Origin of the sequence: Ideonella sp. A 288, from assembly GCF_002198735.1 — a bacterium.
Classification (GTDB): Bacteria; Pseudomonadota; Gammaproteobacteria; order Burkholderiales; family Burkholderiaceae_C; genus Pseudaquabacterium.
On sequence record NZ_MWLO01000100.1, the window covers coordinates 16,674 to 31,294 of the forward strand.

Consider the following 14,621-nt stretch of genomic DNA (forward strand, 5'->3'; position numbering starts at 1 on the left):
ATCCGCCCGTGTTCGACGCGCTCAAGTGCTGGGTCTCGCCGGCCCCGCCCCTCGACGACACCCGCTGGGTGGTGCTCGACGTCGAGTCCAGCGGCCTGGACGCTCAGCGCGACCGCCTGCTGGCCATCGCCGCCATCGCGGTTCGGCTGGATGGCGGCCCGCCCCGCATCGCGCTGGGCGACAGCTTCGAGGTGGTGCTGCGGCAACCGGTCGATGCGGCACAGCCCGACAAGGCCAACATCCTGCTGCATGGCATCGGCGTGGGGGCACAGCGTCGGGGCGTGCGGCCCGACGCGGCCCTGCAGTCGCTGGCGGATTTCGTCGGGGCCTCGCCGCTGGTGGCCTTTCATGCGGCCTTCGACCAGACCCTGATCGACCGGGCCTGCCAGGCCGCGCTCGGCCGGCGCCTGCCCAACCCCTGGCTCGACCTGGCGCCGCTGGCCGAGGTGCTGCACCCGCAGGTCAAGGCCCGGGCACTGGACGACTGGATGGCGCACTTCGGCATCCGTTGCGCGGTGCGCCACCAGGCCGCGGCCGACACGCTGGCCACGGCCGAACTGCTGCTGATGCTGTGGCCGGCGCTGCGCGCGCAGCTTGCCCGGCCTGGCTTCAAGGCGAGCGCCGCGCTGGCGGCGCAGCGGCGCTGGCTGCCGTCCTGAGGGGTCGAAGCCTAGCTCGAAAGGAACGCGTCCAGTTCGTGCGCCAGCGCCTCGGGCTGGTCGTGGTGCAGCATGTGGCCGGCGCCGGGCAGGGCGGCACGGCGCACCTGCGGCACGTGGGCCAGGCGCTGGTGGAACTCGGCGTGGCTGTAGCGGCCGCCCCAGTGCGAATCGGGCCGGCTGTCGCCGCCTTCCACCCACAGCAGCGGCGCGGTGATGCGAGACCAGGTGGCGATGGCCTCGCTGGCGCGGTAGGGCACCGGGTTGACGCGCCGGTGGGCCGGGTCGGCGCGCAGGTGCCACTGGCCATCGGCGCGCTGCTCGGCCCAGTGCGCGGCCAGCCACGCGGCCTTGTCGGCCGGCAGCCGCGGGTTGTTGCGCTGAAGGCGCCCGGCCACCTCGGCCAGGCTGGCGTAGGGCTTCAGGCCGGCGGGTTCGCGCAGTTGGTCGAGCCACTGGGCCAGGCGCCTTGGTGCCTCGTCCGGCGGCGTGTCGGGCAGGCCGAAGCCTTCGAGGTTGACCAGCCGCCGGATGCGCTGGGGCCGCACGCCGGCGTAGGTCATCACCACGTTGCCGCCCATGCTGTGACCCAGCAGGTCGACCGGGCGGTCGGGCGACAGCGCGTCGAGCAGGGCGTCGAGGTCGCCCAGGTAGTCGGCGAACCAGTAGGCATCGGTGCCGGCGGCGGGCCGCGTGCCGCCGAAGCCGCGCCAGTCGGGTGCGACGACGCAGCGGTCGGCGGCCGGCGAGGGGCCGTTGCCGGCGCGCCCGGCCATCGCATCGACGACGAACTGGAACGACGCGCCCACGTCCATGAAGCCGTGCACCATCACCAGCAGCGGCAGGTCGGACGGCGCGGCGAGGTCGCCCCAGACGCTGAGGTGGTGGTCCAGCCCGCGCAGGTGAAGGTGGCGGTGGGTCGCGCTGCGGCGCGGGGTGTAGGTCGAGCTCATCGCCGGCACTGTAGTGGGCACCGGCTCGGCCGGTCTGCAGCGTCGGCGACAACCGGGTGCCAGAATCGCCGAGACCCGATCCACGCCGAGGACACCCCGTTGGACACCTCCACCCTGCGCGCCGCCGAGCCGCGCGACCTGTCGGCCATCGTCGGCCTGATCGGCGAACTCGCCGCCTTCGAGCACCTCGAGCACCTGCTGCAGGTGACGCCCGAGTCGCTGCACACCCACCTGTTCGGCGACCGGCCGGTGGCCGAATCGCTGGTGGCCGAGGTGGGTGGCTCGGTGGTCGGCTTCGCGCTGTTCTTCACCAACTTCTCGACCTTCCTGGGCAAGCCCGGGATCTACCTCGAAGACCTCTACGTGCAGCCGGCGCACCGTGGCAGCGGCATCGGACGGCAGTTGCTGCGCCAGGTGGCCGCACTGGCGGTCGAGCGCGACATGGGCCGCTTCGAGTGGTCGGTGCTCGACTGGAACGCCCACGCCATCGGCTTCTACCAGTCGATGGGCGCCACGGTGATGCCCGACTGGCGCATCTGCCGTGTCACCGGCGAGGCCTTGACCGCGCTGGGCGGTGGGCGCTGAACCTCGCCGGGTGCTGCGCCTCGCGCTGGGCGGCGGCACCGTCGCGCTGATGGTGGCCTGCGCAGCCCCGCGCGCCGCGGTGGACGTGGCGGCGCTCTGGGACTACGCCCGGCCCGCCGAGAGCGAGCAGCGTTTTCGTGCCGCGCTGGCAGGCGCCGGCGGCGACGAGGCACTCGTGCTGCGCACGCAGATCGCCCGCACGCTGGGCCTGCGCGGCCGCTTCGACGAGGCCTTCGCCGAACTCGACGCGATCGAGCCGCTGCTGGCCGCGGCCGGTGCCGAGCCCCAGGTGAGGGCGCTGCTCGAGCGTGGTCGCACGCTGCGCTCGTCGGGGCGGCCGGCGGAGGCGAAGCCCTTGTTCGAGCGCGCCTTCGCGCGAGCCCAGGCGTCGTCACTGCAGGCCCTGGCGGCCGATGCGCTGCACATGGAGGCGCTGGTGGCCCCGGGCCTGGAGGCGCAACTGGCGGCCAACCGCCGCGTGCTGGCCTATGCCCGTGCCGCCACGGACCCGCAGGCGCGCGCCTGGGACGCGGCGGCCTGGCACAACATGGGGGTGGCGCTCAACGACGCCGGGCGGCACGCTGACGCACTGGACGCCTACCAGCAGGCCTTGGCCACCTACCGGGCGCAGGGCCGGGCCGACCGCGTCCACGTGGCGCGGTGGATGGTGGCGCACACGCTGCGCCTGCTGGGCCGCCTCGACGAGGCGCTGGCCGCGCAGCAGGCGCTGGCCAGGTCCCTGGCCGAGTCAGGGCGCAGCGACCGCTACGTGCACGACGAACTGGCCATCCTGCAACGGGCGATGGGCCGGCCCGACGAGGCGGCGCGCCAGGAGGCGCTGCGCGACAGCCTGCGCTGAGTTCGGGCGAGCCGCACGCCGAACCGGGCCGATTGACCGGGCCTGCTGGTGGACCGGTGGGCCCTGGCGTGGCGTGCGCCGGGCTGCCAGCGGCCATCGGGCGGGTGGCACCGGTCAACGCGGCGCCGTGGGTTCGTCGGGCGGCGCGGGCGGCAAGGCCAGCAGGCCGGCCAGTTCGAGGTACATCGGCTTGGTGACCAGGCGCGCCACGCCGCTGGACAGCAGCGAGCAGGCCATCAGGCTGAGCACCATGGCCTGGCCCGACACCATTTCCATCACGATGATGAAGGCGGTGATCGGGCCGCCGGTGGTGGCGGCGAGGAACCCGGCCATGCCCATCGCGATCAACGGGATCGCCGCCTCCTTGCCGACGCCGGCGAACAGCGCGACATCGTGGCCGATGCCCGCGCCGATGGCCAGCGACGGGGCGAACACACCCGCCGGCACGCCGCTCCAGGCCGACAGCCAGGTGGCGCAGAACTTCAGCAAGGTGTAGACGCCAGGCAGCTCGCCCTGGCCTTCGAGCAGCGCGCGGGTGGTGGCGTAGCCGGCGCCGGCCGTGGCGCCGCCGGTGGCCAGGCCGATCACCGCCACGCCCAGCCCGCAGCCGGCGGCAAAGCGCAAGGGGTGGGCTGCGCGCCAGCGGCTGAACCGGTCGGGCAGGCCGCGCATCGACACGACGATCAAGCGCGCGAACAGGCCGCCCGCCAGCCCCGCGGCCAGTGCCACCATCAGGCCGGGCAGCAGCAGGGACCAGCCCATCTGCTGCACGCGCAGGCGGCCGAAGTAGGTCTCGTTGCCGAACACGGCCACGGCCACCAGGCCCGCCAGCACGATGCTGGCGATGACCAGCGAACTGTGGTGGATGCCGCGCCGACGGGTGAGTTGCTCGAGCGCGAAGACGATGCCGCCCAGCGGCGTGTTGAACGCCGCGGCGATGCCGGCGGCGGCACCGGCCACCATCAGGTCGTGCGCGTCGATGCCCGACTGCGGCGACAGCCAGCGCCGCGCCTGCACCATGGCCCCGGCGCCGACCTGCACCGTCGGCCCTTCGCGGCCGATGGACAGGCCCGCCAGCAGGCCACACGAGACCAGGCCGATCTTGTGCAGCGACAGCCGCAGCGACACCAGCCAGGCCTGCTGCGAGGGGGGCAGGTCGTCGTCCAGCGCCCGCACGACCTGCGGGATGCCGGAACCCAACGCGCCGGGCACGTATCGGCGCGTCCACCACAGCACCGCCACGGTGAGTGCGGGCGTCCAGACCAGGGTCAGCCAGGGGCCCAGCGGCCCCGACTGTTCGACCCACCGGAAGCCATGGATCGCCGCCTCGGCCAGCAAGGTGAAGCCCACCACGACCAGGCCGGTGCCCGCGGCGACGGCCAGCACCACGGCGCGGTCGAACCACTGGCGGCCGGCCAGCAGTTCGCGTCGCAGGTTGTGCCAGAAATCGGGATCGACATCGCGCACCGTGCGCCAGCCGCCGTGCAGGAAAGCGCCGAGCAGCCGCATGAGGCGGTGGAACCAAGCGGGCCAGGTCGGCGGCGGGGGGGCGTCTGGGGGCATCGCGGAGTGCCTGGGCGGCAATGAGGGTGAAGCCCGGATGGCGCGTCGCGCTCGGGCGCCCTGGGTCGGCGCGAATTGTATTTGGACCAATGCAAGCCGGGTACCAGCCATCGATCGGTGCTTGGCCCGGACAGGGCAGGGCTTCGCTCGCCCTGGCGCGGAGGCCGTGGCTACATCTGCGCCAAGGGTATGCCGGCGGCCCGCTCGTCGGCATGGAGCATGGTGATCAGCAGCGCCAGATCTTGCTCGAGCCGGTTGAGTGTGTCGGCGTCGAGCTGCCCCAGGGCCTCGGGCAGCACGCCCGCGAACGGGCCCGGTGTCTTGCGCAGCACCTGGGTGCCGGCGGGCAGGATGCGCAGGTGCACGGCGCGCCGATCGGGCCCGTTCTTCTCGGCGGCCACCAGGCCGGCCACCACCAGGGCCTTGACGAGATTGCTGGCGGTGGTCTGATGGATGTCCATCGCCAGGGACAGGTCGTTGACGCCGATGCCCGGGTTCGCGCGGATCACGCTCAAGGCCCAGATCTGCGCGCCGCCGAGGCCCACCCGGCGTTCGACCTGCTGGAAGTGCGTCTTGACGGCGTTGAACACCACCCGGAATTGCCGCAGCACGCGGGCCGCCGACAGCTCGACGGTGTCGCTGGACGGGTCGGCCGCGGCCCTGGCAGGACGTTTGGACGCCGGTCTGGGTGCGCGCTTCGAGGGGGCCATGGCGACATGATAGGGGCGCCCGGATGGCGGCTCGGCCGCTCGGTCAGTCGCCTCGGGGGTGTCCCGGTTCCAGGCTTCGGCGCGCCGGCCCCGCCGTGTCGAGCAGGCCCGCCATCCGCTGCAGCAGCACGGCCATGCTGGCCGGGCTGTCCAGGACGAAATGCGCCGACGAGGCCGTGCTGTCTCGGCCGACGCGCAGGGTCAGCCAATCCGGCGGCGCCGCGGCGAACACCGGCTCGTCGTTGACGTCGTCGCCCGCAAAGAACACGCAGGGTGCGGCGCACCGGGCCATCAGCGCCCACACGGCATCGGCCTTGTCGGGGGCATCGGACGCCACGACGTTCTCGACCATCTTGCCGCTGAACTGCCGCAGCCCGTGCCCGTACCTCGAGGTGAGTTCGTGGATCAGTGCCAGGGCCGCCGGCCGGTCGGGCGACAGGCGGTAGTGCAGCGCGATCGACAAGCCCTTGTCCTCGACCAGCACGCCAGCGGCGGCCAGGGCGGCGTCGCTCAGCACGATCGCCTCGCGCAGCCGGTCCAGGGCATGCTCACGGGCACCCGCCGGGTCGGCGTCGTGGCCCGTGTCGGCGCCGTGGTTGCCAACGATGAAGTGCGGCTCGAAGCCGAGCCGTCCCCGCACATCGTCCACCGATCGCCCGGTGACGATGGCCACCGGCAGGTGGCGGCCCAGCGCGGCCATCTGGGTGGCCACCGCCAGCGGCGCCCTCGCGTCGTGGGGGCGGGCCACGATGGGCGCCAGCGTGCCGTCGAAGTCGAAGGCCAGCAGGGGGCGGCGTCGCAGCACGGCGGCCAGTGCGGCCTGGCCCGCGGCGCTGAAGATGTGTTGCATCCGGCCCGGCATCGGCGCGGGCCCGTCAGTCGGACTGGTAGCGCCGCACCCGGGCCTCGATGCGGGCCCGCAGGCGCCAGCGGCCGGCGTCGGCCAGCATGCGGCCGGCCCAGCGGAACACGTTGAACTCGCGCACCGTGCTGCGCAGGCTGGCCATGCGCTCGCGCTGTTCGGCGAGCGGCATGGTGGCGGCGCGGTACAGCGCATCGGCCGTTTCCTCGACGTGATAGGGGTTCACGATCAGCGCTTCCGGCATCTCGCGGGCGGCCCCGGCGAAGCGGCTCAGCACGAGCACGCCGCGCAGGTCGTCGCGCGCGGCCACGAACTCCTTGCAGACCAGGTTCATGCCGTCGTGCAGGCTGGTGACCACGCAGATGTCCGCAGCGCGGAACAGTTCGGTCACGGCGGCGTGCTCATGGTGCTGTGCCAGCAGGTGCACCGGCTGGTACCCGGGCCGACCGAAGCGCAGGTTGATGCGGTCCGTCAGGCGCTGCACCCGCTCCTGCAGGGCGCGGTACTCGTCCAGCGTGGAGCGCGAGGGCGCGGCCACCTGCACGATGACGAAGCGGCCGATCCACACCGGCCATTTCTCCAGCAGCCGTTCCACCGCGTTGAGCCGCTCGAGGATGCCCTTGGTGTAGTCGAAGCGGTCGACGCCGACCGCGATGCAGGCATCGGCGGGCAGGTTCAGCCGCTCGATCACGCGTCGGCGGCATTCGCCCGCCGACGGCCAGGCACGCACGTCGGCCTCGGCCGGCCAATCGATGGAGATCGGGTAGCTCTCGACCAGCGTCTCCTTCGAGCCATAGGCAATGGTGGAGTGCTCGTGCTCGATGCGCGCCTCGAGGTAGCGGTCCACCGTCTCGATGAAGTTCTTGCAGTGGTAGCGGGTGTGGAAGCCGAGGATGGTGCTGCCCAGCATGCCCTGCAGGATCTCACGGCGCCACGGGCAGATGCCGAACGATTCGGGGTTGGGCCAGGGGATGTGCCAGAAGGTCAGGATGGTGGCTTCGGGCAGCCGCTCGCGGATCATCGCCGGCAGCAGCGCGAAGTGGTAGTCCTGCACCAGCACCACGGGGTCCTTGCCGCGCGCTTCGGCGACGACCGCATCGGCGAAGCGCTGGTTGATGGCGCGGTAGGCCTCCCAGTCCGATTCGCGGAACACCGGCCGCACGTGCGCCACGTGGCACAGAGGCCAGAGGCCCTCGTTGGCGAAGCCGTAGTAGTAGCCTTGCTCCTCCTCGGCCGTGAGCCACACGCGGCGCAGCAGGTAGTCGCCATGGCCCGGCGGCACCGCCACGCGGTCGCTGTCGTCGACCACGTCGCGGTCGGCGCTGCCGCTGCCATGGGCCACCCAGGTGCCCGAGCACGCGCGCATCACCGGCTCGACCGCGGTGACCAGGCCGCTGGCCGGGCGCCGGACCACCACGCCGTCGCCCTCGCGCTCGTGGATGTAGGGCTCGCGGTTGGACACCACGATCACCTGGTCGCCGCTCAGCTGCGTGCGCAGCAGGGTGCGCAGCCGGTCGGCCGTCCATTCGACTTCGGGGCCTTGCGACCGGCGGAACTCGTCCTCGAGGTCGCGCAGCCGCGCCCGCAGGTCGGCGGCCAGCGGCGCCAGTTCGGGCGAGGGCATCAGCGGGCTGAGCAGGCCTTCGCCGCGCATCAGGGCCCGGGCGCCATTGATCCAGCCGCGCCAGCTGAGTTGTGCCACCACCACGGTGATCAGGGCGATCACCAGGCCGAGCCCGGCGATCAGCCCGATGAGGTAGCGCCGGGTGTCCTGGCTGCGCCGGTCGATGAAGCTGAGGTCGTGCAGCAGCACCAGCCGTCCGACCAGCTCGGGCGCGGCCTCCACCGCGGCGGCCGGTGCCGGCACGGGGTACAGCGCCGCCACCTCGCTCTCGGGCAGCACCTCGGGCGCCGGGTTCACCATCGGAGGCGGCATCGGGGGCGGCAGGTGGCCCATGACCTCGTGGACGCCGACGTGCACTGCACCCCCGGCCAACGCCAGCTGCGGGTCGGCGCGTCGGGCGATGTCGAGGGCGGACGCGCAGCTCAGCGTGTCCGGATAGCGGCTGGTGCTCTGGAGCAGCCGGTTGCGGGTGTCGCACAGCCCGATGGCCACCAGCCGTTCGTCCTGGGCCGATCGATCGAACAGGGGCTGCAAGCGGCCCAGGCGGCCGGACGCGAACGCGTCGCCGATGGAATCGGACAGCGTGTTGGCCACCAGCACGCCCCGACTGTTCAGGTCGCGACTGAACCAACGCAGCGTGACCTGCTCCAACAGCGGCACCGCCAGCGTGGTGGCGACCACGAGCGTCACCACCAGCGGCAGCAGGAACCTGAGTTGGAGGCGGAAGGTCTTCAGGGCCACGAGGAACGTCCGGCGAGGGTGCGGTGGATGGGCGGGGAGGGGGTCATCGATGCGTCGCAGTATATTGGGACAAATATGATGGGTGCCTCGAGGTCCGATCGGCCGCGAGATCTGGCCGTCGGCGATCGGCCAGTCCAACGGGCCCCGGTGCTTGCCGGCCCAATCTCCGTCGCAACCAGGAGTGATGTCCATGCAGGCACTGTTCGACCATGCGATGTCCGGCCTCCAGGGGCTGGGCGGTGCCGCCACGCTGTTGCTGCGCGTGACGGCCATCGTCGTCGTCGCCTGGTTGTCGATCGTGGTGGCGCAGCGGGCCGTGCGCAGCCTGCGCATGCGCATCGCGGCACGATTCGACGACCGCGAGGCCGTGCAGCGTGCCGAGACCGTCGGCCGGGTGGTCCGCTACCTGGTGGCCGTGGTCGTGTCGCTGGTCGCCGGCATGCTGGTGCTCAGCGAGTTCGGCGTGAGCGTCGCGCCGATCCTGGGCGCGGCCGGCGTGGTCGGCCTGGCCGTCGGCTTCGGCGCGCAGAGCCTGGTCAAGGACTACTTCACCGGCTTCTTTCTGCTGGTGGAAGATCAGATCCGACAGGGCGACGTGGTCAAGCTGGGCGATCACTCAGGGCTCGTCGAGGAGGTCACCCTGCGCTACGTGCGGCTGCGCGACTACGACGGGCATGTCCACTTCGTGCCCAACAGCATGGTCACCAGCGTCGTGAACATGGGCCGCGGCCACGCGCAGGCGGTGGTCGATGTCGGCGTGTCCTGCAGCGCCGACCTGGACAGCGTGATGGCCTCGATGCGGGACGTGGCCGCCGCATTGAGGCGCGACCCGGCGATGTCGGCCCGCATCCTCGACGACCTCGAGATGGCAGGCGTCGAGCGCTGGAGCGAGTCGGCCGTGGTCATCCGTGCGCGCTTTCGCGTCGCCCCGCTGGCGCAGTGGGACGTGAGGCGGGAGTACCTGCGCCGATTGAAGATCGCCTTCGACCGCGCCGGCATCGAGATCCCGTTGCCGCGGCTCGCCGTGCAGGTGGCCCGGCGCCAGTCTGCGGCCCCGCCCACCGAGGCCGCGGAACCCTGGGCAGCACCCTCCGCCGCCCGCCCGACGGCGCACCATGCGCTCGGCGAAGCGGCGCCATGACGAACCCTCGCCCCCCGGCACCGCCGAGGGGCGACTCGACGCAGAAGGAGCACTTGCCATGACACTTGTCCGCCAGATCAGCGTTGCTGTCCTCATCGCGATGATCGGCCTGGGCGCCTGGCGCGGCTGGGTGTCGTCCAACGCCCGGCACGACGCCCCCACGGCCGGTTCCGAGGCGGTCCGGTCCGTCTCCGGGCTGGCGTCCTCGGCGAGCGAACCCGCCGCCCTGCCGGTCGCCGGGGCCGGCCAGGCCCACCCGATCGAACGCGTCCAGGCCACCGCTGCCGCCGCGCCACCCGCCGACCTGCGCGCCGTACTGACCGATCTCTTCGGACGCCAGGCGGTGCAGACGCTGCTTCAGACCGACGACTTTCCGCGCCGCCTGGTCGCCACCGTGGACAACCTGGGCCGCGAACGTGCGCCTGCGGGGCTCTGGCCCGTCGTGCCGGCGCCCGGCGCCTTTGCCGTCTCGAGCCCGCGCACGGACGGCCCCGCAGACGAGCTTGCGATCGATGCCGACAATGCGCTGCGGTACATCCCGTTCGTGCTGATGGTCGAATCGGTCGACCTGCGTCGCGTGGCGGCGCTGTACGCCCAGGCCTACCCCGTGTTCCAGCAGGCCTACGAGGACCTGGGCTATCCGGGGCGCTATTTCAACGACCGGCTGGTCGAGGTGATCGACTTGTTGCTGGCCACGCCCGACCTGTCCGGGCCCGTGCGCGTGCACCTGCCCGCCATCCACGGCCCGATCCGGCCCGAGCGTCCCTGGGTGTTGTACGAGTTCGACGACCCGGCGCTGGAGGGCTTGTCCGCCGGCCAGAAGATGCTGCTGCGCATGGGGCCGGTCAACGAGCGCCGCCTGAAGACCCGCCTGATCGAATTTCGCCGCTTGGTGGCGTCGGAGGGCGTGCCGCGTTGAGCGGGCGACCCGAAGGCCGGCACGCGTCGCGCGCTGGCCGCACCGGCCAAGAAAGCGGGGCCCACTGGGGGCCCCGAAAAATTGCTCCTGTCATCCGGCCGGCCATGCTCGAGTGACCGAACGGCAGGGGCATTATATTTGTTTCCATGTAGTTGGTCATGGGCTCGTCGCGAGGCCGGCTGCAAGCTCGTCGTCGCGGGGCGCACTTGGGCTCACACCCGGGGCCGCACCCGAGCCAGGCGCGCGGCAGATCGCGCGCAGCACGTGGCGTGGGGCCTGCCGTCAGAGCGCGGCGACGGCCAGCAGTTGCTCGATCGACAGGCGCCCCATGCCCGGCGCGGTGGGCACGACGGCGGCCACCGTGAAGGCCTGCTCCGAGGTGTCTCGCCGCTTGGGTTCGGTGATCGGCACGCCGTGGGTCGTGGTCATCACGGCCACCACCGGCGTCATCACCGTCGGCCCGCGCCGCACCACCATGCCGGTTTCGCCCGAGACCAGCCGCACGAAGCAGCCGGGCGGGTAGACGCCGAACTCCTTCACCAGCGCGGCCGTCATCAGGTCGCCGGGGTCCTGCATGAACATCGCGCGGCCGGCGCGGTCGGCCGGGATCGCGGCGCGGCCGATGCGCGGGCTCAGGCGCGCGGTGTAGATGTCGGCACGCTGCACCAGCGCGGCCATGTCGCTCATCGTGGTGATGCCATAGGGGTAGCCGCTGCCGTCGGGCCGCTCGTGGTGCTGGGCCACGGCGCGCAGCCAGTCGCCATCGTCCACGCCCGACAGCTCGAGCATGCGCACGCTGAACTCGGGGTGGGCATAGATCGCGGCACGCTGCTCGGGCGTCACCGGGGTGTCCTGGATGGCCAGCTGGCCCTGCAGCTCGAGCATCGAGATGTTCATCGTCAGCGCGGCCTTGAACAGGCGCTGCGATTCCTCGGCGCTCCAGCCCAGGCGCTGCGACACCAGGAACGCGGTGATCGCGGCGTGCGCCGAATGGTCCACCCCGTACTGCACGTTGGCGGTGGCGTCCTGGCGCAGCACCTGCAGGATGGCCAGGTCCTTGTCGCGCTCGATCAACGCCAGCACCGCCGGCGTGGCTTCTTCCAGTGATTCGGCGAAGCCTTCCTCGGCGCTGTGCCTCAGGGCATCGCCGACCTGGCTGAGGCTGTCGGTCCACAGGCCGGGCAGGGCTTCGGCGGGTGCCTGCTTGACGATGTCGGTCGGGCTCAGCACCTCGGCCAGGTCCACCAGCGCGCCGCGGTGGAACAGCGCTTCGAGCTGGTCGCGGCTGTCGATCACATGGCCGCGGGCCAGCAGCAGCGTTCGGTCCACATCCCGCACGTTGAAGGGCAAGGGCGCACCGACGACGATGCGGTTCTGAACGGTGGCGAGCTGTGAAAACTGCATGAGGTCCCCGGCGGCAGGTCGATGGCAAACGCCCCCCCACTCGACCAGCCGGTGGGTGTGTGGGCGCACTGGTGCACTGTTTTCGGTCACTGCCTGGCGGACTTGAGGATTCCCTACGCCGGCGACCACGGCACGGCATCGACCGCAGGGCCGGCGTCCGCCCGTGCCGGCACGGCTGTCGGCTGACGTTAAGCTCCTGCCCATGCCCGCCTTGCCCCCTCGCCGCCAGGCCGCCGATGCGGCAGACCGCCATGCCGAGCTCCACCGCGGCCTGCGCTGGCAGGTGCCGGCCGACTTCAACATCGCCCAGGCCTGCTGCGCCCGCTGGGCCCGTCAGGCGCCGCGTCGCACCGCGATCGCCTGGCAGCACGAGGACGGCCGCAGCGGCCGCCTGAGCTATGGCGAACTGCAGCGCACCGCCAACCGGCTGTCGCAGGCGCTGCGGCGCCTGGGCGTGCAGCGCGGTGACCGCGTGGCCATCGTGATGCCGCAGCGCATCGAGACGGCCATCGCGCACATGGCCGCCTACCAGTTGGGCGCGGTGGCCATGCCGCTGTCCATGCTGTTCGGGCCCGACGCGCTGGCCTACCGGCTGCAGCACAGCGGGGCGGTGGTGGCCATCGCCGACGAGGGCGCCATCGCCCACATGCGCGCCGCGCGGCCCGACGCGCCCGGGCTGCGCACGGTGCTGGCCGTGGGCGGCGCGGCGGGGCAGGGCGACCTCGACTGGGACGACGCGCTGGCCGCCGCCGCCGACCGCTTCGAGCCCGTGGCCACCGCCGCCGACGACGCCGCGGTGCTGATCTACACCAGCGGCACCACCGGGCCGCCGAAGGGCGCGCTGATCCCGCACCGGGCCCTCATCGGCAACCTCACCGGCTTCGTCTGCAGCCAGAACTGGTTCCCGCACGTCGACCCCGACCCGGCCACCGGGCGCACGCCCGAGGCCGTGTTCTGGTCACCGGCCGACTGGGCCTGGACGGGCGGCCTGATGGACGCGCTGCTGCCCACGCTGTACCTCGGCCGCACCATCGTGGCCTACCAGGGCCGCTTCTCGCCCGAAGGCGCGCTGGCGCTGATGCAGCGCTGGCGGGTGACGCACACCTTCCTGTTCCCGACCGCGCTGAAGGCGATGATGAAGGCAGTGCCGCAGCCGCGTCTGCACCACCGGTTGCAGCTGCGCGCCATCATGAGCGCGGGCGAGGCCGTAGGCGACGCGGTGTTCGCCTGGTGCCGCGACGAACTGGGCGTGGTCGTCAACGAGATGTTCGGCCAGACCGAGATCAACTACATCGTCGGCAACTGCGGCCGCTCGCTCGACGGCCAGGGCCGACCGGCCGCCGGCTGGCCGGCGCTGCCCGGCAGCATGGGCCGCGCCTACCCCGGCCACCGCGTCGCGGTGATCGACGACGACGGCCTCGAGTGCCCGCGCGGCGTGCCGGGCGACGTGGCCGTGCACCGGCTCGACGTGCATGGCCAGCCCGACCCGGTGTTCTTCCTCGGCTACTGGCAGAACGACGAGGCCACGCGCGCCAAGTACACCGGCTCGCCCGCCGACAGCTGGTGCCGCACCGGCGACACCGCGGTGATGGATGCGCAGGGCTACCTCTGGTACCAGGGGCGCGCCGACGACGTGTTCAAGTCCGCCGGCTACCGCATCGGCCCCAGCGAGGTGGAGAACTGCCTGGTCAAGCACCCGGCGGTGGCCAATGCCGCGGTGGTGCCCAAGCCCGATGCGGCCCGCGGCGCGGTGGTCAAGGCCTATGTCGTGCTGGCCGCGGGCTTTGCGCCGTCCGACGAGCTGGTCGCCACGCTGCAGCATCACGTCAAGGACAAGCTGGCGCCCTACGAGTACCCGAAGGAGATCGAGTTCATCGACGCGCTGCCGATGACCACCACCGGCAAGGTGCAGCGGCGCCTGCTGCGCCTGCAGGAAGAAGCCCGTGCGCGCGCCGCGGCCGGTGGTTGATCGCATGATGGACGCTGCATTCGTGCGTTGGGTTCGGCGGCATGCGGCGGCTTCGGCATGCGCCGCGGCGCTCGGCCTGGCCACGGTGCTGGGTTCGGCCCCGCCGGCGCACGCGCAGCCCGCGGCGGCCGCCTCCTCGCCAGCCGCTGCCGAAGCCCGCTGCACCCTGGTCTACGGCCACGGCCGCCACTTTGCCGAGCAGGCCCCGCGCGTCAACGAGCTGTGGAACGAACTGAACCAGGGCTTCAGCGACGCCGTCGCCGCCGAACTGGCCGCCGGCGGTCGCCGCACCGTCACGCTGGTGCTGCCGGTGCAGTCGCGCGACGTGGCGGCCAACGTCCAACGCATGCTCGCCCGCGCCGCCGCCGACGGTTGTGACGAGGTCGTCGATTGCTCGGTCTTCGGTGACCCCGACACCGAACTGCTGATCGCCCGCATTCGCCTGCACGCCCTCGGCCACCGGCCCGGCGCACCGCGCGCCGACGCCGACCTGGTGGTCGGCCCAGCCGCGGCCAGCGTGCAGCGCGAGCTGCCGTTGAACACGCGGTCGCTGGCACGGCTGTCGTCGGGCGAGCTGGCCCGGCAGATGGCCACCGAACTGCGAGACCCCGCCCTGTCCGCCCCCGCAGGCA

Annotated in this window: 12 protein-coding genes and 1 pseudogene; 7 read left to right on the plus strand and 6 right to left on the minus strand. The window is 72.4% G+C overall.

What is annotated here, in order from left to right:
- The first annotated feature begins 8 nt into the window (after positions 1-8).
- Positions 9-659, plus strand: coding sequence for a PolC-type DNA polymerase III (locus tag EOINJALH_RS09585; protein WP_158219710.1), 651 nt, complete (start codon positions 9-11; stop codon positions 657-659).
- An 11-nt stretch (positions 660-670) separates the two neighbouring features.
- Here the strand turns inward: EOINJALH_RS09585 and EOINJALH_RS09590 are convergent, their stop codons facing one another.
- A complete protein-coding gene (locus tag EOINJALH_RS09590) occupies positions 671-1,612 on the minus strand; it encodes an alpha/beta fold hydrolase (protein WP_088280132.1) in 942 nt (313 codons plus the stop codon).
- A gap of 99 nt (positions 1,613-1,711) precedes the next feature.
- On the opposite strand from EOINJALH_RS09590, the gene EOINJALH_RS09595 reads away from it, so the two are divergent.
- Positions 1,712-2,197, plus strand: coding sequence for a GNAT family N-acetyltransferase (locus EOINJALH_RS09595; protein ID WP_088280133.1), 486 nt, complete (start codon positions 1,712-1,714; stop codon positions 2,195-2,197).
- A 10-nt stretch (positions 2,198-2,207) separates the two neighbouring features.
- Entirely contained in the window at positions 2,208-3,056 is an 849-nt protein-coding gene (locus tag EOINJALH_RS09600; protein ID WP_088280134.1) for a tetratricopeptide repeat protein, read from the plus strand.
- 114 nt (positions 3,057-3,170) lie between these two features.
- Here the strand turns inward: EOINJALH_RS09600 and EOINJALH_RS09605 are convergent, their stop codons facing one another.
- The 4 genes from EOINJALH_RS09605 to EOINJALH_RS09620 form a co-directional block, all read right to left on the minus strand.
- Entirely contained in the window at positions 3,171-4,565 is a 1,395-nt protein-coding gene (locus tag EOINJALH_RS09605; protein ID WP_199873272.1) for a chloride channel protein, read from the minus strand.
- Between the two features lie 224 nt (positions 4,566-4,789).
- Positions 4,790-5,329 (minus strand): MarR family winged helix-turn-helix transcriptional regulator, encoded by a 540-nt coding sequence (locus tag EOINJALH_RS09610; protein WP_088280135.1) that lies wholly within the window; start codon positions 5,327-5,329, stop codon positions 4,790-4,792.
- 43 nt (positions 5,330-5,372) lie between these two features.
- A complete protein-coding gene (gene otsB / locus EOINJALH_RS09615; RefSeq protein ID WP_234413752.1) occupies positions 5,373-6,179 on the minus strand; it encodes a trehalose-phosphatase in 807 nt (268 codons plus the stop codon).
- A 25-nt stretch (positions 6,180-6,204) separates the two neighbouring features.
- A complete protein-coding gene (locus tag EOINJALH_RS09620) occupies positions 6,205-8,556 on the minus strand; it encodes a trehalose-6-phosphate synthase (protein WP_234413753.1) in 2,352 nt (783 codons plus the stop codon).
- A gap of 190 nt (positions 8,557-8,746) precedes the next feature.
- On the opposite strand from EOINJALH_RS09620, the gene EOINJALH_RS09625 reads away from it, so the two are divergent.
- Together EOINJALH_RS09625 and EOINJALH_RS09630 are read left to right on the plus strand one after the other, a co-directional pair.
- Positions 8,747-9,697: a mechanosensitive ion channel family protein gene (locus EOINJALH_RS09625; RefSeq protein ID WP_088280138.1), complete on the plus strand. Its 951-nt coding sequence runs from the start codon at positions 8,747-8,749 to the stop codon at positions 9,695-9,697.
- Between the two features lie 58 nt (positions 9,698-9,755).
- Entirely contained in the window at positions 9,756-10,616 is an 861-nt protein-coding gene (locus tag EOINJALH_RS09630; protein ID WP_234413754.1) for a DUF3014 domain-containing protein, read from the plus strand.
- A gap of 282 nt (positions 10,617-10,898) precedes the next feature.
- On the opposite strand, the gene EOINJALH_RS09635 is transcribed toward EOINJALH_RS09630, so the two are convergent.
- Positions 10,899-12,020 (minus strand): HD-GYP domain-containing protein, encoded by a 1,122-nt coding sequence (locus EOINJALH_RS09635; RefSeq protein ID WP_088280140.1) that lies wholly within the window; start codon positions 12,018-12,020, stop codon positions 10,899-10,901.
- A gap of 202 nt (positions 12,021-12,222) precedes the next feature.
- Between EOINJALH_RS09635 and EOINJALH_RS09640 the strand changes: the two genes are divergently transcribed.
- Complete coding sequence (locus EOINJALH_RS09640) at positions 12,223-13,989, plus strand: acyl-CoA synthetase (protein WP_088280141.1); 1,767 nt, start codon at positions 12,223-12,225, stop codon at positions 13,987-13,989.
- Between the two features lie 7 nt (positions 13,990-13,996).
- A pseudogene (locus EOINJALH_RS09645) lies at positions 13,997-14,621 on the plus strand (hypothetical protein); the annotation flags it as partial.

What these genes read in the sequence shown, in the direction of transcription:
- EOINJALH_RS09590 (WP_088280132.1), bottom strand. Translation starts at nt 1,612, where the DNA reads ATGAGCTCGACCTACACCCCGCGCCGCAGCGCGACCCACCGCCACCTT.
- EOINJALH_RS09605 (WP_199873272.1), bottom strand. Translation starts at nt 4,565, where the DNA reads ATGCGGCTGCTCGGCGCTTTCCTGCACGGCGGCTGGCGCACGGTGCGC.
- EOINJALH_RS09610 (WP_088280135.1), bottom strand. Translation starts at nt 5,329, where the DNA reads ATGGCCCCCTCGAAGCGCGCACCCAGACCGGCGTCCAAACGTCCTGCC.
- otsB (WP_234413752.1), bottom strand. Translation starts at nt 6,179, where the DNA reads ATGCAACACATCTTCAGCGCCGCGGGCCAGGCCGCACTGGCCGCCGTG.
- EOINJALH_RS09625 (WP_088280138.1), top strand. Translation starts at nt 8,747, where the DNA reads ATGCAGGCACTGTTCGACCATGCGATGTCCGGCCTCCAGGGGCTGGGC.
- EOINJALH_RS09630 (WP_234413754.1), top strand. Translation starts at nt 9,756, where the DNA reads ATGACACTTGTCCGCCAGATCAGCGTTGCTGTCCTCATCGCGATGATC.
- EOINJALH_RS09635 (WP_088280140.1), bottom strand. Translation starts at nt 12,020, where the DNA reads ATGCAGTTTTCACAGCTCGCCACCGTTCAGAACCGCATCGTCGTCGGT.
- EOINJALH_RS09640 (WP_088280141.1), top strand. Translation starts at nt 12,223, where the DNA reads ATGCCCGCCTTGCCCCCTCGCCGCCAGGCCGCCGATGCGGCAGACCGC.